Origin of the sequence: Mycobacterium scrofulaceum (assembly GCF_002086735.1) — a bacterium.
Lineage (GTDB): Bacteria > Actinomycetota > Actinomycetes > Mycobacteriales > Mycobacteriaceae > Mycobacterium > Mycobacterium scrofulaceum.
Genome location: NZ_MVIJ01000025.1, coordinates 1 through 20,528, shown reverse-complemented (window position 1 = coordinate 20,528; position 20,528 = coordinate 1). Strand labels below are relative to the sequence as shown.

Annotated in this window: 6 protein-coding genes and 1 riboswitch; of the genes, 1 reads left to right on the top strand and 5 read right to left on the bottom strand. The window is 71.2% G+C overall.

The annotated features are described in order from the left end of the window. Positions 1-31 precede the first annotated feature (31 nt). Positions 32-532, top strand: a complete 501-nt coding sequence (locus BST44_RS16820) for a hypothetical protein (protein ID WP_083178246.1) — start codon at positions 32-34, stop codon at positions 530-532. 60 nt (positions 533-592) lie between these two features. Here BST44_RS16820 and ileS read toward each other — a convergent pair whose 3' ends face one another. The 5 genes from ileS to BST44_RS16790 all read right to left on the bottom strand — a co-directional run. Further along, entirely contained in the window at positions 593-3,739 is a 3,147-nt protein-coding gene (gene ileS, locus BST44_RS16815) for an isoleucine--tRNA ligase (protein WP_439330731.1), read from the bottom strand. 299 nt (positions 3,740-4,038) lie between these two features. Beyond that, positions 4,039-4,281: an Rv1535 family protein gene (locus BST44_RS16810; protein ID WP_083178245.1), complete on the bottom strand. Its 243-nt coding sequence runs from the start codon at positions 4,279-4,281 to the stop codon at positions 4,039-4,041. Between the two features lie 290 nt (positions 4,282-4,571). Continuing rightward, positions 4,572-4,756: riboswitch (M-box (ykoK) riboswitch) on the bottom strand. Between the two features lie 185 nt (positions 4,757-4,941). Next, positions 4,942-6,066, bottom strand: a complete 1,125-nt coding sequence (locus BST44_RS16800; RefSeq protein ID WP_083178244.1) for an NAD(P)H-dependent flavin oxidoreductase — start codon at positions 6,064-6,066, stop codon at positions 4,942-4,944. Between the two features lie 32 nt (positions 6,067-6,098). Further along, a complete protein-coding gene (locus BST44_RS16795) occupies positions 6,099-6,680 on the bottom strand; it encodes a carboxymuconolactone decarboxylase family protein (RefSeq protein WP_083178243.1) in 582 nt (193 codons plus the stop codon). 117 nt (positions 6,681-6,797) lie between these two features. After that, the coding region (locus BST44_RS16790) for a non-ribosomal peptide synthetase (protein WP_142274539.1) at positions 6,798-20,528 on the bottom strand (13,731 nt) is incomplete at its 5' end.

The following is a 20,528-nucleotide window of genomic DNA, read 5'->3' as shown; positions in this document are numbered from 1 at the left end:
CATCGATGCTATGGGTCTAGCGTCGTTGGGTATGGAGGCTGACGGCACCGACGCACCGACGTCTCGGTGGGAGCGGGTGCGCCATGAGTGGAACGAGCGGCTGCAGCCCGGTGAGCAGGCCACGGTGCTGGCGTGGACGTCGTTCACCCTCACGTTCGCCGGGCTGCGTGCGCTCACACATTGGATCCGCGCGGGCCATGGTCCCTCGGGGGGCGGGATGTCGTTGGGCGGGAAGCACTTTCACCACTACAACATCGGTATCGGGATGCTGGCGACGGTGGGCGGCGTGGGGCTACGCGGAACCGAGAAGCAGCGGCGGCATCCGGCGGCGGCCATCGCGTACGGTGCCGCGAACGCCATGATCGTCGACGAGCTCGCGCTGCTGTTGGACCTCAAGGACGTTTACTGGGCCTCGGATGGACGCGAGAGCGTTGACGTCGCGGTCGGACTCATTGCCACCGGGGCGACCGTCGTGGCGGGCATGCCGTTCTGGCCCCATGCCCACCGCGCGCTGCGCTCCCATCGAGATTGACCCCAGCGCGACGTCTACTCGCCTCGCACTTTCGCGCGCCAGCGTCGATCTCGGCGCGGGTCAGGCTTTGGCGATGCTCACGCGAACGCCGTCGCCGATGTCGGCACCGTCGACCGGTTCGCCGAATTCGAAACTGGTCGCCAGGATCTCACCGGCGATCAGGTCGCGGTGCGTGCGCGCCCAGTCGATGCGTTCGGCCGGCACCGACATCACCACGGCGATCCGGTCGGACACCTCGAGACCCGTGGATTTGCGCAGCTCCTGCAGCTCGCGGATGCGGTCCTTGGCCCAACCCTCGGCCTCGAGCTCCGGAGTGACCGTGCCGTCGAGCACCACCAGCCCCGCCCCGTCGGGCAGCGCCGCGGTGAACTCCGGGTCGGCGGCCACCAGCCGCGAGCTGTACTCCTCGGGCTGCAGCACCGCGGGCCCCGCGGTCAGGGTGCCGTCCGGGTTGACGACGCCCTCGCCCGCCTTGACCGCCTTGATGGCGGCCTGCACGTCCTTGCCCAGCCGCGGCCCGGCCACCCGGGCGTTGACGGTGAGCTCGAAGGTGCCGTAGGTGTCGATCGCGTCGGTCAGCTCGACGCGCTTGACGTTGAGCTCGTCGGCGATCAGGTCGGCGAACGGCTCCAGCCGGCGCGGATCGTCCACCGCCACGGTCAATTTCGGCAGCGGCAGACGCACCCGCAGCTTCTTGGCCTTGCGCAGGGACGACGCGGCCGAACACACCTCGCGGACCAGATCCATCGCGGCGACCAGCTCGGGGTCGGCGGGCACGACGCCGGCTTCCGGCCAGTCGGTGAGGTGCACCGACCGCCCGCCGGTGAGCCCCCGCCAGACGATCTCGGTGGCCGACGGCAGCAGTGGCGCGGCCAGCCGCGCGGTCACCTCGAGCACGGTGTGCAGGGTGTCGATGGCGTCGGGGTCTTCCTCCCAGAACCGCGAACGCGACCGGCGCACATACCAATTCGTGAGCGCCTCGGTGAACTGGCGCAGGTGCTCGCAGGCCCGCGAGATGTCGCAGCTGTCCATCTCGCGGGTCAGGTTCTCGCGCAGGTCGGCGAGCTTGGCCAGGATGTAGCGGTCCAGCACCTGGCGCGAATCGGTGCGCCAGGTGCCGACTTTCGGCGCGTAGAGGGCCAGGAAGCTGTAGGCGTTCCACAGCGGCAGCAGCACCTGCCGCACGCCCTCGCGGATACCCTGCTCGGTGACGATCAGGTTGCCGCCGCGCAGGATCGGCGACGCCATCAGGAACCACCGCATGGCGTCGGAGCCGTCGCGGTCGAACACCTCGGACACATCCGGGTAGTTGCGCAGCGACTTGCTCATCTTCTGCCCGTCGGAGCCCAGCACGATGCCGTGCGCGACGCAGGTTTTGAACGCCGGCCGGTCGAACAGCGCGGTCGCCAGCACGTGCAGCGTGTAGAACCAGCCGCGGGTCTGCCCGATGTACTCGACGATGAAGTCGCCCGGGTAATGGGTGTCGAACCACTCGCGATTCTCGAACGGGTAGTGCACCTGCGCATAGGGCATCGACCCGGAATCGAACCACACGTCGAGCACGTCGGGGATGCGCCGCATGGTGCTTTGGCCGGTCGGGTCGTCGGGGTTGGGCCGGGTCAGCTCGTCGATGTAGGGCCGGTGCAGGTTGTCGGGACGCACCCCGAAGTCGCGCTCCAGCTCGTCCAGGCTCCCGTAGACGTCGATGCGCGGGTAGGCCGGGTCGTCGGACTTCCACACCGGGATGGGGCTGCCCCAGTAGCGGTTTCGCGAGATCGACCAGTCGCGGGCACCCTGCAGCCACTTGCCGAACTGGCCGTCCTTGACGTGTTCGGGGTACCAGGTGATCTGCTGGTTGAGTTCCACCATGCGGTCCCGGAACGCGGTGACGGCGACGAACCACGACGACACCGCCCGGTAGATCAGCGGATTGCGGCAGCGCCAGCAATGCGGGTAGGGGTGCTCGTAGGTCTCGTGGCGCAGCAGCACCGCGCCGTTGGCCGCGGCCGGGCCGGTCCCGTTCTTGAGGTCGCGGATGATGTTGGGGTTGGCGTCGAAGACGCGCTGCCCCTGGTAATCCGGAACGGTCGAGTCGAAGCGGCCCTTGGCATCCACCGGGGTGACCGGGGCGATGCCCGCCGCGTCGCAGGTCGCCATGTCGTCCTCGCCGTAGGCCGGCGCCATGTGCACGATCCCGGTGCCGTCCTCGGTGGTGACGAATTCGCCCGGCAGCACCCGAAAGGCATTGGGGCTCTCCATGAAATACGGGAATGGCGGCAGGTAGCGCGTGCCCAGCAAATCCGCGCCCCGATACCCGCCCAGGACCTCGGGCTCTTCCCCCAACTCGCGGGCGTAGGCGGCCAGCCGAGGCTCGGCCAGCACGAAACGCCGCTCCCCCACACGCACCTGCACATAGGTCACGTCCGGGTTCACGGCGACCGCCAGGTTCGACGGCAGGGTCCACGGCGTCGTCGTCCACACCAACAGATAAGCGCCGTCCAGCGCCCCGCCGACCACTTTGAAACCCACGGTCAGCGCCGGGTCCTGGCGGCTTTGGTAGACATCGTCGTCCATCCGCAATTCGTGGTTGGACAACGGGGTTTCGTCGCGCCAGCAGTACGGCAGGACGCGGTAGCCCTCGTACGCCAGGCCCTTGTCCCACAGCTGCTTGAACGCCCAGATGACCGACTCCATGTAGGACAGGTCGAGCGTCTTGTAGTCGTTGTCGAAGTCCACCCAGCGCGCCTGGCGGGTGACGTAGGCCCGCCATTCGTCGGTGTAACGCAACACCGATTCGCGGCAGGCCTCGTTGAACGCCGCGATCCCCATGTCGTCGATCTGCGACTTGTCGTTGATGCCCAGCTGGCGCTCGACCTCGAGCTCGGCGGGCAATCCGTGGGTGTCCCAGCCAAATCGGCGCTCCACCTTGTAGCCGCGCATGGTGCGGTACCGCGGCACGATGTCCTTGACGTAGCCGGTGAGCAGGTGCCCGTAGTGCGGCAGCCCGTTCGCGAACGGCGGCCCGTCGTAGAAGACGTACTCTTGGGCGCCGTCGCGGCGCGCGATGCTGGCCCGGAAGGTGTCGTCGCGGGCCCAGTAGTCGAGGACCTCGAGTTCGAGGGCCGGGAAGTCGGGTGCTCCGCCCGCCTGCTTGGGATAAGCCCTGGCGTCAGCGTTTTCGGTCACGGTGCGCGTCGTCTCCTGCATGCCTATGGTCAGGCCGGGGACGACGACGCGCTGTCTGCGCGAGCGCCGCGGTACCACCCCGCTTGCCGCGCTGTCGCGTGGCCGCTCGTTGGAGGCTGTGACGGGCCCACCCGTTCGGTTCTACTGGGCCGGCCCCGCCGCCGAAGCCGGCTGTTCTTCCGAAGGCTCCCCGGTGATGCCGGATCGATGCCAGTGGGTCGATTCTACTCAGGCCAAGCACCCCAAGGGGCTACCTGGTCACAGGTCACGCCTGCGGCCGGGTAGCCCCTTGGAGCCGTGGTTGGTCGCTGTCCATCGGATCACGCCTGAATGTCGAGCACACCGACGCGCCACAGGGCCGCGTAGACGTGCCGCAGCGGGATGCTCAGCAGGCGGGTCGCGCCGTCCACCAGCGGGTCGCCGCCGGCCCCGAAGGCCGGGGCGTCCGCCCGGCGGGTCGCCTTCTTCTTGGCGGGCGCGGCGATGGTGTCGGTGTCGCGCACCACCTTCAGCGTGCGGGCGGGCGCTGCGGTCACCACTTCGTCGTACAGAGCTGCGGTCATGGTCGCCTCCTGGAGGGGATTTCTAACGGGGACTAATTGGACTGACGTGTCGAAGTCCCGTCGCGGTTCCGATCCCAGAACGCTTGGCCGATAAGCCACTTAGCGTTGTGACGCCTCAGCCGAGGACGTCGAACCGGAGACCGGATCGGGACGAGACGGAGCTCGGACTTCGGTCCGGACTGTCACTGGAACTCATGTGTCCCTCACCTCCTCGCGGTCACGACGCGTGCGGTCGTCCGCACACGATCTGCGCGCAGCATGAGGAGCAGAAACCCGACGACCGCCGGAGATCCGCACCCCTCTCGTCAGAGCTTCGGCACCACACGACGTGTCCTGGCCTGGAAAACAATCCGAGCCGGAAGCCACCTGGGCTCAACCCTTAAGCCGGGAGGAGCTGTCCTGACCCGGGGCGTCTCTCGACGTTCGGGGTCAGTGGCCTGTATTCGTGTAGACGCCTCACCTAACGAGGTGCATACCCGACCGATAATGCACGACGGGTACGACCGGGTCAAACGCCTCGGCACCACGTGTCGCGATCTCTACGGATTTCCGGGGCGATCCCACAGGATCCAGCCAGCCTCCAGCCCTGTGGCCAGCGGATATGGCTTCGCCGGTCGGCACCGATTGTTCACCTTGTGTTCGCCGGGACCGGCCGCCCGGTCACTTCTCGACGAGACCCTCGAGCCGCCCGATCGTGTCGATGAACTCCTCGACCATGTCGAGCACCACCGTTCGGGTGGGGCGAACCCGGTCGAGCGAGCCCACCACCTGGCCGACGAAGTAGGTGGCCAGTTCGCGCGCCTTGGCGCCGGGGTGAGCGGCCGCGGAGTTGATGCGGACCTGCGGCTCGGTGACGAGCGCCGTCTGCAGCGGCATGCCGAGCGGGTCGGGCTTTTCCGGCCGCTCCCATTCGTCGGTCCAGGCCGTGCGCAGCATCCGGGCCGGTTTGCCGGTCATCGACCGCGAGCGCACGGTATCCGAGGAGGTGGCGGCCAGGAACTTGTCCTTGACCACCGGCGGCGTCTCGGCCTCCTCGGTGGTCAGCCACACCGACCCGCACCACACGCCTTCGGCGCCGAGGGCCAGGGCCGCCGCGATCTGGCGGCCGCGGGCGATGCCGCCCGCGGCGAGGACCGGGACCGGCGACACGGCGTCGACGACCTCGGGAACCAGGACCATGGTGGCGACCTCGCCGGTGTGCCCGCCCGCCTCGGTCCCCTGCGCGACGATCAGGTCGACGCCGGCGGCCGCGTGCCGTTGCGCGTGGCGCGTGGTGCCGGCCAGCGCGGCCACCAGCACGTCGCGGTCGTGGGCGCGCTCGACCAGGTCCGGTGGCGGCGGGCCGAGGGCGCTGGCGATCAGCTTGATGTCGTGGTCGAACGCCACGTCCAGCAGCGGCCCGTAGCCCTTGGGCGAGATGTTCAGGCCGCCGGCGGAGGCACGCGCCTCCTGCGCCGGCGCCGTGATCCCGTACCGCGCGAGGATGTCGTCCACGAACGCGCGGTGCTCCTCGGGCAGCAGCGCCCGCGCCTGCTTGGCGTCGATGCCGCCCTCGTCCGCGCCGACGTACTTGGGCGGCAGCAGCAGGTCCACCCCGAAGGGTTTCCCGCCGGTCTGCTCGGAGATCCAGGTCAGTTCGCTGTGCAGCCGCGCAGGGCTGTGCGCCACCGCACCGAGGACGCCGAACCCGCCCGCATTGGTCACCGCGGCCACCACGTCGCGGCAGTGACTGAACGCGCAAATCGGAAATTCGACGCCGAGCATCTCGGCGACTCTGGTACGCATTGCCCGACGCTAGAGAGCCACCGATCGATATGTCAATCGATCACGGCCCCGGCGGGCGACCGACCGTCCGGCGGCCAGCTGGGCACGCCCTCTTCGAGCGGAACCCGCAGGCTGTGCAGGATCGACGCGACCATCCGCCACGCGCCGATCGCGGTGACGAGCTCGATGAGAACCGTTGTGTCGCCACCTAATTCGCGCTCGCAGGCGGCCCAGCTGGCGTCGCTCACCGCGCCGTCGCGGACCACGTCGTCGGTGGCGGCCAGCACGGCGCGCTCGCGCGCGCCGAACCCGTCGTGCGCCCGCCAGTCGCGCACGCCGAGCAGGTCGTCGGCGGCCACGCCCAGCCTCGAGGCGACCCGCCAGTGCTGCGTCCATTCGTAGTCGCACGCGGTGAGCCAGCCGATGCGCATGATCACCAACTCGCGCAACCGCGGGTCGAGCGCGCCGTGCCAGAGCATGGTGGCGAGCAGATCGTTGATGGCACGCGCCAGCGGCGGGTGGTTCAGCAGCACCTGGAAAATGCTCAGTTCCGCCATGTAGTTCGGGACGGCCGCTTCGTCGGCCGCGGCGGTGGCTTCGTCGAGCGGCAGTTTGGGCACGCGGGCTGTTGTCATCTGAGCACTCCGTGTACTGGCGGGACACCGTCACGATCACCGGCCATGGTAGCCAGGAATCGCGGTGCCATTGCCCGAATGCCGCGGTATCGTCGAAACTATCTGGGGCGCAACGCCTTACGATTCGAGCAGCCCGAGCAACCGCAGGTCGCTGACGTACTTGACGATGACCGGCGCCGAAACGCTCGGGATGTCGGGATCGTCACCGTGCGGGCCGATCTTGGCCTCCCGCACCGCGGCCCGGAACCGGTCGGTCGACGCGAGCGCACCCCGCGCCGGCGCCCCCGGTTCGACCTGCTGGGTGCTCGGCAGCTGCAACAGCTGGAGCACCGAGTGCTTGCGCTGCCGCTCCGGGAGTTCGCGCAGCGCGGCCTCGAACCGGCGCAGCCACTCCCCGAAGTCATCGATCCGCTCGATCGGGTGCCCCGCCTCGATCAGCCAGTCGACGTACTCGTCGATGCCGATGCCGTCGTCGTGCGGGTTCATCACGTGATAGGTCTCGAAACCGGCGACCGCTTTGGCGCCCAGCGTGGTGACCGCCTCGGCGACGAACTCCACCGGCAGCGCATCGAAATGCGAACGCTGCCGGTTGCCATCGGCGTCGAGTCGGTAGAACGAGCGCGGCGCGACACCGGTGGCCGCGATGCTCAGCACCATGCGGGTGAACATGTCCGACAGGTTGAGCTGGCCCGCGTAGCTGGTGTCGGCCAAAATCATGTCGCAGCGGAAAACCGCCACCGGCAGCCCGCACCGGTCGTTCGCCTCGCGCAGCAGCACCTCGCCCGCCCACTTGCTGTTGCCGTAGCCGTTCGAGTAGCCGCCGTCGATGATGCGGGTGGGGCTGATCTCCCGGATGTCGGCGTCCTCGGTGAACACCGCCCGGTCGACGCCGTCCCCGACGTTCGCGGTCGAGACGAACGTGTAGGGCTTGATTCTGGTGGTCAGCGCCAACCGGATCAGCTCGGCAGTGCCCACCACGTTGGGCCCGAACAGCTCGCGATACGGCAGCACGCCGTTGACCACGGCCGCGCAGTCGACGATCAGGTCGACGCTGTCGGCCAGCCGCTGCCAGGTCCGCTCGTCCAGCCCGAGGTTGGCCGCGCCCTTGTCCCCGGCCAGGACCTCGAGGTGGTCGGCAGCCAGCCCCTCGAAATGACCCGGCAGGCGCGGATCGCCGGTGTCGAACGTCTTCTCCAGCCGCTGCCGGGCCTCCTCGTCGGAACCGGCCCGCACCAGACAGATCAGCTTCCCGTCGACCAGCTCCAGCTGCTCGAGCCACTGCAGCGCCAGGTACCGGCCCAGGAAGCCCGTCGCCCCGGTCAGCAGGACCGTGCGGACTTCCGAACTCGGGCCCGGCAGCGCCGGCGCGCTGCCCAGCGTCGGGGCGTCGATGAACTTCTCCAGCGTCAGGTCGCTCGCGTAGACCTCGGTCGCGTCGCGGCCGTGCACGGACGCGAAGCTGGCCCGCCCCGGCTGCGTGGCCTCGTCGGCGTGCCGGTCCAGCTGCTGAGCCAGGTTCCGCACCGACGGCGCGTCGAAGACGGCGCGCACCGGCAGGTGGATGCCCAGGGTGGAATGGATCGCGGCGACCAGGCGCATCGCCGACAGCGAATCCCCACCCAGGTCGAAGAACGATTCCTGGACCCCGACCCGCTCCACCCCCAGCACCTGGGCGTAGATGTCGGCCAAGATCTCCTCGACGGGCGTGGCCGGCGGGCGGTAACGGTCGCCGTCGGCATACGCCGGTGCCGGCAGGGCGCGGGTGTCGAGCTTGCCGTTGACGGTCAGCGGCAGGGCGTCCAGGACGACCACCGCCGCCGGCACCATGTAGGCGGGCAGCCGGTCGGCCAGCGCGGCTCGCATCGCGGCCGGGTCGGCGGTCCCGGTGACGTACCCCACCAGCCGCTTGTCGCCGGGGCGGTCCTCGCGGGCGATCACCGCCGCCTGCTCGACCCCGGCCAAACCGGCCAGCGCGGCCCGCACCTCACCGAGCTCGACGCGGTGCCCGCGGATCTTCACCTGATCGTCGGCGCGGCCCAAGTACCGCAGCTGACCGTCCGGGCCCCAACACGCCAGGTCCCCGGTGCGATACATCCGGGCCCCGGGCGCACCGAACGGGCACGCCACGAACCGCGACGCGGTCAGCCCGGACCGGCGCACGTACCCGTACGTCACCCCCGCGCCGGCCACGTACAGCTCCCCGACGACCCCGGTGGCGGCCGGGCGCAGCCAGCCGTCGAGCACGAACAGCGCGGCCCCCGGGACCGGCGCACCGATCGGCGGTGTTCCCGACTCGGGCGCCAGCGGCGCGCTGACCGCCACGCACATCGTCGTCTCGGTGGGGCCGTAGACGTTGAGCATCGTGCGCCCCGGCGCCCAGCGGTCCACCACCTCTTGCGGGCAGGCCTCGCCCGCCACCACCAGGGCGACCGAGTCCAGGCCCTCCACCGGGAGCATGCCCGCCTCCGACGGCGTCTGGGTGAGCACGCCGGCCCGTTCGGCGCTCAGCAGGGCGTGCAGTTCCCTCGGCGAGCGGGCCGTCGCGTCGGGCACCACCAGCACCCGCCCGCCGTGCAACAGCGCACCGAAGATCTCCCACACCGACACGTCGAAGACCAGCGAATGGCTGTGCGACCACGTCCCCGCCACGGGCAGCGGCGCGTCCAGCGGGGCGAACAGTTGCGTGACGTTGCGGTGGGTGACGGCAACGCCTTTGGGAGTCCCGGTGGTGCCGGACGTGTAGATCAGGTAGGCGACGTCGTCGGCCGTCGGCGCCGCGGCCGGCGCGCCGGCGGGCCCGGTGTCCAGGGCGGGATCGTCGACGTCGACGACGGCGATGTCGAACCCGTCGAGCCGGGATCGCAGGCCGGCCGTCGTCACCGCGGCGATCGGCGCGGCGTCGGTGAGGATGAACTCGATGCGCGCGGGGGGCAGCCCCGGATCGATCGGCAGGTACGCCGCGCCCGTCTTGAGCACGGCAAGGATCGCCACGACCGCCTCCGCGGAGCGTTCCGCGAGCAGACCCACGCACTCGCCCGGGCCGGCCCCGTAACCAATCAGCAAGTGCGCCAACTGGTTCGCGGCGCAGTCCAGTTCGCGGTAGGTCATCGTGCGGTCACCGCAGCTGATCGCCGGTGCCGCCGGGGCCTGGGCCACCTGCGCGGTGAACGCCGCCACGATCGACGGGCGGGTCACCGGCCGGTGGCACACCGCGCGGTTACCCCACTCGTCGAGGCGGGCGCGCTCGCCGTCATCGAGGACGTCGATCGACGACAACGGCCGGCCGGCGTCGGCGGTGATGGCCACCAACACCCGGTGCAGGCGCTTGATCAGCGTTTCGATGGTGCCGGCATCGAACACGTCGGTGCGGAACTCGACCTGCCCGCCGATTCCCGCGGGTTCGCCGCCGGCGCCCCAGCGCTCGGCCAGCGAAAAGGTCAGGTCCATCCGCGCGGTGTGGGTGTCCACCGGCAGCGGGGTGACGTTCAGGTCACCGAGGCGCAGGTCGGTGGCGTCGTTGCCCTGCCAGGCCAGCATCACCTGCACCAGCGGGTGATGGCCGAGGCTGCGGGCGGGGTGCAGCCGCTCCACCAGCACCTCGAACGGAACGTCCTGGTGCTCGTAGGCGGCCAGGCTGCGCCCGCGCACCTGCGCCAGCACTTGCGCGACCGTCGGGTCGCCGCCGAGGTCCGTCCGCAGCACCAAGGTGTTGACGAAGAAGCCCACCACGTCGTCGAGCACCGGGTCGCGCCGGCCGGCGATCGGGAAGCCGACGGCCACCTCACTGTTTCCGCTCAGCGTCGACAACAGCACCGCCAGGGCGGCCTGCACCACCATGAAACCGGTCGCGTTGTGCGCCCGCGCGACCTCGCGCACCCGTTGCTGCAACTCGGCCGGCCACCGCACGCTCACGGTGGCCCCGCGGTGGTCGGCCACCAGCGGGTAGGGCCGATCGGTCGGCAACACCAGCCGCTCGGGCATCCCGGCCAGGTTGTGTTCCCAGAACCGCAGCTGCCCGGCGATCGGGCTGTCCGGGTCGTCCAGGTCGCCGAACTGGTCGCGCTGCCAGAGCGTGTAATCGGCGTACTGCACCGCCAGCGGCGCCCAGCCCGGCGGGCCGCCCGCACACCGGGCGGCGTAGGCCACGCCCAGGTCGCGGACCAGCGGGGTGAGCGACAGGCCGTCGGCGGCGATGTGGTGCAGCACCGACACGAGCACGTGCTCGTCGGCAGCCGTTCGGAAAAGCCACGCGCGCAAGGGGATTTCGGTCCCCAGGTCGAACGCGTAGTGGGCCACCGCCTCCACGGCCTCGGCCAGCCGGCCCGGCGACCAGGCGGTGGCGTCGACCACGTCGTAGGCCACATCGGCCGCTTCGGGCGGCACCACCACTTGTTGGGGTGTCCCCTCCGCCGCGATTAACACCGTGCGCAGGCTTTCGTGGCGGGCGACCACGTCGCCCAGCGCGGCGCCCAGCGCGTCGGCGTCCAGGCCTCCCCGCAGGCGCAGCGCCGCCGCCATGTTGTACACCGCCGACGGGCCCTGCAGCTGGTCCAGGAACCACAGCCGGGACTGGGCGAACGACAACGGGATCACGGCGGGCCGCTCGATCGCCACCAGCGGTGTGCGCCCCGCCCCGTCCGCACCGAGGCGCGGCGCCAACTGGTGAATCGTGGGCGCCTCGAACAGGGACCGCACCCCGAGGTGCGCGTTCAGGCCGGCGTTGACCGCCGCGATCAACCGCATCGCCGCGAGCGAGTCCCCGCCGAGGTCGAAGAACGAGTCGTCGACGCCGACGCGGTCGAGGCCGAGGACCTGGGCGTAGATGCCGGCCAGGATTTCTTCCGTGGCGGTGGCCGGGGCGCGGTACTGGGCGGCGCCGCGGTAGTCGGGCGCCGGGAGGGCCCGGGTGTCGAGTTTGCCGTTGACCGTCAACGGGATCGCGTCGACGACGACGACCGCGGAAGGCACCATGTAGGCGGGCAACCGTTCCGCGAGCGCGGCCCGGACGCCGGCCGGATCGGCGGTGCCGGTCACGTAGCCCACCAGCCGCTTGTCGCCGGGGCGGTCCTCGCGGGCGATTACCGCCGCCCGCTTTACCCCGGCCAAACCCGTTAGCGCCGTGTGGATTTCGCCGAGTTCGATGCGGTGGCCGCGAATCTTGACCTGGTCGTCGGCGCGGCCGAGGTATCGCAGCTGCCCGTCGGGGCCCCAGCGCACCAGATCCCCGGTGCGATACATCCGCTGTCCGGGCGGCCCCGACGGGCACGCCACGAACCGCGACGCGGTCAGCCCGGACCGGCCCACGTACCCGTACGCCAAGCCGCGGCCGGCCACGTACAGCTCGCCCACCACCCCGGCCGGCACCGGCCGCAACCAGTGGTCCAGCACGAAGAAGGCGAGGTGCGCCAGGGGCCCCCCGATGGGGCTGGCATCGGCGCCGACGTCGCCGGCGCCGAGCTCGCGGAACGAGGCATGCACCGTGGTCTCGGTGGTGCCGTACATGTTGATCAGCCGCGGCAGTCCCGGGTGGTTGTCCAGCCACTTGCCCAGCCGCCGGGCTTCGAGCGCTTCACCACCGAACACCAACGTCTGCAGCTTGAGCTGTTGGGCGAGGTCGGGTGCGAGCGCATCGGCGGTCTGCAGCGCGTCGAACGCCGACGGCGTCTGGCTCAGCACGCTGACCTGTTCGCGAACCAGCAACGCATAGAGCTCTTCCGGCGAGCGCACCACCGCGTCGGACACCACCACCAGCCGTCCGCCGCGCAATAGCGCGCCGAAAATCTCCCACACCGAGAAGTCGAAGGCCAACGAATGGCACTGCGTCCACACCTGGCCCAGCTCCAGTTCGTCGTCCAGCGAGTCGAGCAATTGGGCGACGTTGCGGTGGGTGACGGCCACCCCCTTGGGGACGCCGGTCGTACCCGACGTGTAGATGACGTAGGCCACGTCCTCCGGGCGCGGGGGCGGCAGCGCCGCGCCGGGCAACGTATCGACCAGCGGGTCGTCGATCTCGAGGACCGGCAGGCCGCAGCCCTCCAGCCGCGACCGCAGCCCACTCGTCGTGAGCACGGCCACCGGCGCGGAGTCGCGCAGCATGAAGCCGACCCGTGCCGCCGGCAGCGCCGGGTCGATCGGCACATAGGCCGCACCGGATTTCAGGACGGCCAGCATCGCCGCGACGGCCCCGGCCGACCGGGGAATCAGCAGGGCGACCCGCTCCCCCGGGCCCGCGCCGTGCTCGGTGAGCAGGTGCGCCAACCGGTTTGCGGCGACGTCGAACTGGCCGTAGGTCCAGGAGCGATTTCCGCAGCTGATCGCCACCGCCTCCGGGGTGCGGTTCACCTGGGCGGCGAATATCTGGGGAATGGACAGTCCCGCCGGCGCGGGCCGGCTCAGCGCGGCGTGGTTGCCGACGACCTCGAGGCGGGCATGCTCCGCCTCGTCGAGCACGTCGATCGACGACAGCCGACGGCCGGGCTCGTCGGCCATGGCCGCCACCACCCGCCGCAGCCGCGCGACAAGCGTTGCGACGGTGGCGGTGTCGAACACGTCGGTACGAAACTCCACCGCCCCGCCGATGCCGGCGGACCGGCCGTCGCCGGTCCAGCGTTCGGCCAGCGAGAACAACAGATCGGTGCGGGCGGTGCGGGTGTCCACCGGCAACGCGGTGACCTGCACGTCACCCAGGCCCAGATCGACGGGTTCGTTGTTCTGCCAGGCGAGCATCACCTGAACCAGCGGATGGTGGCCGAGGCTGCGGGTGGGGTTGAGCCGTTCGACGAGCACCTCGAACGGCACGTCCTGGTGCTCGTAGGCGGCCAGGCTGCGCCGGCGCACCTGGGCCACCAGCTCGGCGACGGTGGGGTTTCCGCCCAGGTCGACGCGCAGCACCAGGGTGTTGACGAAGAAGCCCACCACCTCGTCGAGCGCGGGATCGCGGCGTCCGGCGATCGGAAAGCCCACGGCCACATCGGAACTCGCGCTCAGCTTGGCGAGCAGCACCGCCAGGGCGGCCTGCACGACCATGAAACTGGTCGCGTTGTGCGCCCGCGCGAGCTCGCGTACCCCGTCCTGCAACTCGGCCGGCCACTCGACGGTCACGGTGGCCCCGCGATAATCGGCCACCGCCGGGTAGGGGCGATCGGTGGGCAGCTCCAGGCGTTCGGGCATCCCTTCGAGCGCGTTCCGCCAGTAGCGCAGCTGCCCGGCGATCGGGCTGTCCGGGTCGTCGAGATCACCGAGCTGCTCGCGCCGCCACAGCGTGTAGTCGGCGTACTGCACCGCCAACGGCGCCCAGCCCGGCGCCCGGCCCGCGCACCGGGCGGCGTAGGCCACGCCGAGATCGCGCACCAGCGGGGTGAGCGACCAGCCGTCGGCCGCGATGTGGTGCACCACGGCCACCAGCAGGTGCTCGTCCTCGGCCACCCGGAAAAGTCTCGCCCGCAGGGGCATCTCGGCGGTCAGGTCGAACGGATCCGCGGCGGCCGCCCCGACGGCCTCATCCAACCGCTCGGCCGGCCATCCGGCGGCGTCGACGACATCCCACCCGGCGGCGGCGCGCTCCGGCGCCACCACCACCTGCTGGGGCGTGCCCTCGACGGCGACGAACACCGTGCGCAGCGTCTCGTGGCGGGCCAGCACGTCGGCCAGCGCGGCGCCCAGCGCCTCGACGTCGAGGTGTCCGCGCATCCGCAACGCCGCGGCCATGTTGTAGACCGGCGACGGCCCGTGCAACTGGTCGATGAACCACAACCGGGACTGCGCGAACGACAGGGGCAGCACCGCCGGACGCGGGCCGGCCACCACCCGCGCCGGACCGTCGACGCCCGCGCCGAGCAGCGGCGCCAACCGGCGCACGCTGGGCGCCTCGAACACCGTACGCACCGATAGGCCGGCGTCCAGGCCCGCGTTGACGGCGGCGGCCAGCCGCATGGCCGCCAGCGAGTCGCCGCCCAGGTCGAAGAACGACTCGTCGACCCCCACCCGGGCCAGGCCCAGTACCCGGGCGTAGATCTCGGCCAGGATTCCCTCGACCGGGTTCGCCGGGGCGCGGTACGCGTCGGCGTCGTGGAATTCCGGCTCCGGCAGGGCCCGAACGTCCAGTTTCCCGTTGACCGTCAACGGGATAGCGTCCAACACCACGAGCGCGGCGGGCACCATGTAGGCGGGCAGCCGCTCGGCGAGCGCGGCGCGGGCGACGGCCGGGTCGGCCGTTCCGGTGACGTAACCCACCAGCCGGCCCTCGCGGGCTATCACCGCCGCCCGCTCCACCCCCGCCAAAGCGGTCAGGGCGGTCTGGATTTCACCGAGCTCGACGCGGTAGCCGCGAATCTTGACCTGGTCGTCGGCCCGTCCCACGTACCGCAGCCGCCCGTCGGCGCCCCAGCGCACCAGGTCCCCGGTGCGGTACATGCGCGCTCCGGTCCCGCCGAACGGGCACGCGACGAACCGCGACGCGGTCAACCCGGACCGGTCCAGGTACCCGCAGGCCACACCGCGCCCGGCGATGTACAGCTCGCCGACCACCCCGCCCGGCACCGGGCGCAGCCACTTGTCCAGCACCAGCAACGCGGCGCCGGAGACCGGAGACCCGATCGGCGCGCCCGCCCCGGCGGTCAGCGGCGCGCTGATCGCCGCGTCCACCGTGGTCTCGGTCGGGCCGTACGCGTTGACCATCACCCGCCCGGGCGCCCACCGATCCACCAGCTCGGCGGGGCAGGGCTCACCGCCGATCACCAGCGCGACGCCGTCCAGGCCGTCGGGTGACAGGGCACCCGCCTCGGACGGCGTCTGGCTCAGCACGTTGACCCGTTCGCGAATGAGCAAGGCGCGCAGGTCTTCCGGCGAGTGCACCACCGGCTCGGGCACCACGACCAGCCGGCCCCCGTCCAGTAGCGCGCCGAAGATCTCCTGGACCGAGACGTCGAAGGCCGGCGAGTGACACTGCGACCAAATCCCCGCCGCCGGCAGCGGCGCGTGCAGCGACGCCATCAGCTGGGTCACGTTGTGGTGGGTGACCGCCACGCCCTTGGGTGCGCCCGTGGTGCCGGACGTGTAGATCAGGTACGCGAGGTCCCCCGGGGCGGGGCTGGGGCCGGGCGGAGCGGTGGCCGGTCGTGCGGTCACCGACGGGTCGGCGACGTCGATCACCGCCAGCGCGGCGCCGTCCAGCCGCGACCGAAGCTCCGCCGTGGTCAGGGCGACGATCGGCGCGGCGTCGGCGATCAGAAAATCTATTCGCGCGTCGGGCAGCCCCGGGTCGATCGGCAGGTAGGCCGCCCCCGCCTTGAGCACCGCCAGCATCGCGACGACCGCGTCGGCGGACCGCGAAAACAGCAGCGCCACAAAGGTACCCGGCCCAGCACCGCGGTCGGCCAGCAGGTGCGCCAGGCGGTTGGCGGCCGCGTCCAGCTCGCGGTAGGTCATGGAGCGGCCCTCGAAGCGCAGCGCCACCGCGTCCGGGGTGCGGGCGACGTGGGTTGCGAACGCCTCGGGGATCGACACCCCGATCACCGGCTCGGTGAGAACCGCACAGTTCCCCCACGCGCCCAGCCGGACGTGCTCGGACTCGTCGAGCGCATCGATCGTCGACAGCAGGCGGGTGGGATCGGCGACCATCGCCTCCAGCACCCGGCTGAACCGGTTGATCATCGCCGCGATGCCGTCCGCGTCGAACACCTCGGTGTCGAATTCGACGCGCAGCCCCAGTTCGTCGCCCGGCACCGCCTGCACGGACAGCGGGTAGTGGTTGAACTCGCGGCTGGTGAAGTCGGTGACGGTGACTTCGTGTACGCCGGCCAGCGCCGCCCGGTCGATCGGATAGTTCTCGTACACGAACAGGGTGTCGAACAATTGCTCGTGGCCGGTGGCCCGGTGGATTTCGGGCAGCGCCAGGTGTTGGTGCTCGAGGGTGTGGTTGTGGGCGCGGCGCAACTGCTCGAGCAGGCCGGCGACGGTGGTCGCCGCGGTGAGGGCGGCCCGCACCGGAACCGTGTTGATCAGCAGGCCGACCATCGATTCCGCCCCGCGCACGTCGGCCGGGCGGCCCGAGACGACGGCGCCGAAAACCACGTCGTCCTGGCCGGTCAGCCAGGCCAGCAGCTGCGCCCAACCGGCCTGCAGGACCGTGCTTACCGTGGTGAGCGAGGAGCGGGCGAGCCCGCCCAACGCCCGCGTGGTGACCGCCGGCACGCTGAACGTGGCAACCCCCCGCGGCCCCACCTGGCCCGGTGGGCGCACCAGCGTCGGGGTGTCGAACCCGTCGAGCACCTCCCGCCACGCCGCCCGCGCGGCCGGCACGTCCCGGTCGGCCAGCCAGGTGAGGTAGCGGCGATACGGCGCCGCCGCCGGCATCCGCTCGCGGTAATAGCCGGCGAAGATCTCCTGGAGCACGATCGGCAGCGACCACCCGTCCATCACGATGTGGTGCACGGTGAGCACGAAGCGGTGCCGGGCTTCCCCGGTGCGGATCAGCGCGGCCCGCAACGCCGGCCGGGCGGCCAGGTCACACACCGCGGCGCGTTCGGCGGCGCTCAGCTGCCCGATCCGCGCGTCCGGATCGGGGTCGTCGACGTCGAGTTGTAGGTAGCGCCACGCCATGGCCGGCTCGGGCGGAATGATCTGCACCGGTTCGTCGAAGTCGTCGCAAAACCGGGCCATCAGGTTGGGGTGCCGGTGCAGCACGGTGTGGACCGCCGCGCGCAGCCGCTGCGGGTCGAGCGGTCCGCACACGGTGATGTCCAGCTGGACCGCGTACACGTCGTCGCCGGGTTCGCGCCCGTTGGTGGCGTGGAACAGCAGGCCCTGTTGCAGCGGGGTCAGGGGCAACACGTCGGCGACCGGGTAGCGGCGGCACAGCTCGTCGATCTGCTGCTGGCTCAGCCGGGCGGGGGCGACGTCCGACGGGGTCAGTCCACCCCCGCCGTTGCGCACATGGGCGCAGATGCCGGCCAGGGCGTCACACCACAATCGGCTGAGCCGACGGACCTGGCCGCGCTGCAGGACCGAGGGCGCCCACGTCCAATTGGCCTGCAGGAGCGGCCCGTTCGCCGTTTCCATGGTGCCGGCGTTCAGCTCCAGCGCGTGCCCCAGCGGGATGGGCAGCGCCGCGGTCGCGGCGGTCAGCGGCAGGCTGTCCTCGTCGGGGCGCCACAATGCGTCCGACAGGTCGGCCGCGCCGCCGAGCCGGCCCAGGTAGTTGAAGCCGATGACCGGATCAGGGCCGTCCAGCCCCACTTCGGGATTCAGGTAGCGCAGCAGCCCGTAGGTGAGGCCGTCCGGCAGCGCGCGCAGCTGTTCTTTGGCGTCCTTGACGAGCGTCCCCAGTTCGGCCTCGCCCGAGACGATCTTCGCCCACTGCGGCATACCGAAGCGAAGCGCGACAGGGTATTTGGCGGTGAACCACCCGACCGTGCGCGACAGGTCCACCCGCGGACCCACGTCTTCGTCGCGGCCGTGGCCCTCGACGTCGATACAAAGCGGCGCGCCGGTGCCCAGGAATTCGTTGATCGCCAACCCGAAGGCGACCACCAAAATATCCTGGACACCGGCGTGATACGCCGCCGGCACTGCCCCCAGCAACATGCGCGTGATTTCGGGATCGAGCGACACCGACAAATGGTCGGCCGTCTCGTAGGTGTCGGTTTCCGGCCGCGGGGCCGGCAGCGGCGGCGGGGTCGCGGCCACCCGGCGCCACGCTTCGGCCGCCGCGATGGTCTCGGGCCGCCGGGCGTGCCCGGCCAGCAGCGAAGCCCAGTGGGCGAATGACGTCCCGCCCGTCGGCAGCGTCACTGGTCGGCCGCCGTGCTGTTGGACCCAGGCGATGTTCAAGTCTTCCAACAAGATTCGCCACGACACCCCGTCGACGGCCAGGTGGTGGACGATCAATGCCAGCCGTCCGGTGGGCTCGGCCCAGACGGCGCGCAGCACCACGCCCGCGGCCGGGTTCAACCGCGACCGCGCCGTCACCAGCGCTTCGCGCGTCAATGCCTCCACGGTGTGCACCGACTCGCGCGCTTGGATCGCGCCGGGCTCGGCCGCGTGCAGCGACCAGCCGCCGGCGCCGTCGTCGTCGACACGCAGCCGCAGCATGGGGTGCCGATCGATCAGGGCCTGCAGCAGAGCCACCACGTCGTCGTGGGTGACGCCGTCGGGCGCCCGCACGACCATGGTCTGGTTGAACTCCTCGACCGGGCCGTCGACGCTGTGCAGCCAGCGGATGATCGGGGTCGCCACCACCGGGCCGACGCCCTCGTCGACCACGCGGTCGTCGATGGCCACCCCGGCCACCCGGGCCAGCCGGGCCACCGTCTGCTCGACGAAGACGTCGCGTGGGCGGAAGACGACGCCGGCCGCCCGGGCCCTGGCCACCACCTGCATCGACAGGATGCTGTCGCCGCCGAGGTCGAAGAACGAGTCGTCGACCCCGACCCGCTCCACGCCGAGCACCTGGGCGTAGATGCCGGCCAGGATCTCCTCGACGGCGTCCCCGGGAGCGCGGTAATTCTCGGCGCTTTCGTAGTCCGGTGCGGGCAGGGCGCGGATGTCCAGTTTGCCGTTGAGGGTCAGCGGGATCGCGTCCAGCGCGACGACGGCCGCGGGGACCATGTAGTTGGGGAGCCGGTCGGCCAGCTGGCCGCGGAGGTCGGCAGGGTCGGCGGTTCCGGTGACGTAGGCGATCAGCCGCTTGTCGCCGGGGCGGTCCTCGCGAACGAGCACGATGGCCTGTCCGACGCCACGCAAACCCGTTAGGGCGGCACGGATTTCGCCGAGCTCGATGCGGTAGCCGCGGATCTTGACCTGATCGTCCATCCGCCCGAGGTAATGCAGTTGCCCGTCGGCATCCCAGCGCGCCAGGTCGCCGGTGCGGTACATGCGCGCCCCGGCCTGGCCGAACGGGCAGGCCACGAACCGCGACGCCGTCAGGCCGGCCCGGCCCAGGTAGCCGCGCGCCACGCCGCGGCCCGCCACGTACAGTTCGCCGACCACGCCTTCGGGCACCGGCCGCAGCCACCTGTCCAAGACGAGCAACGCCGCGCCGGGCACCGGCGACCCGATCGGCGGCGTCCCGGCTCCCGCGGTCAGCGGCGCCGTCATCGCCGCGTACATCGTGGTCTCGGTCGGGCCGTATTGGTTGACCATCACCCTGCCGGGAGCCCACCGGTCCACCACCTCCGGTGGACACGCCTCCCCGCCCATCACCAGCGTGGCCACCGAATCCAGGCCCTGCGGCGACAGCCCGGCGACCGCGGAGGGGGTGTGGCTGAGCACGCTGACCCGTTCGCGAACGAGCGTGGCCTGCAGTTCTTCCGGTGAGCGGACGACGCTGTCGGGGACGATGACCAGCCGCGCGCCGCGCAGCAGCGCGCCGAAGATCTCCCAGACCGAGAAGTCGAAGGCCAGCGAGTGGCACTGCGACCACACCGCACCGAGTTCGAGTTCTCGGTCCACCGACTCCAGCAATTGGGTGACGTTGTGGTGGGTGACGGCCACGCCCTTGGGGACCCCGGTGGTCCCCGAGGTGTAGATCACGTACGCGACGTCCTCCGGGTCCGGCGCCGGGGGCGGGCCGCTGGGTTGGGTTGCCAGCTCGGGGTCGTCGAAATCGAGGACCGCCAGGTCGGAGCCGTCGAGCCGCGAGCGCACCGCCGCCGTGGTGACCGCGGCGATCGGTATGGCGTCGGCGAGCATGAATTCGATTCGCGCCGTGGGCAGGCCCGGATCGATGGGCAGGTAGGCCGCCCCGGTCTTGAGCACCGCCAGCATCGCGACCACGGCCTGCGCCGAACGCTCGGCCAGCAGCGCCACACACTCCCCCGGCCCGGCACCATACTCGATCAGCAAGTGCGC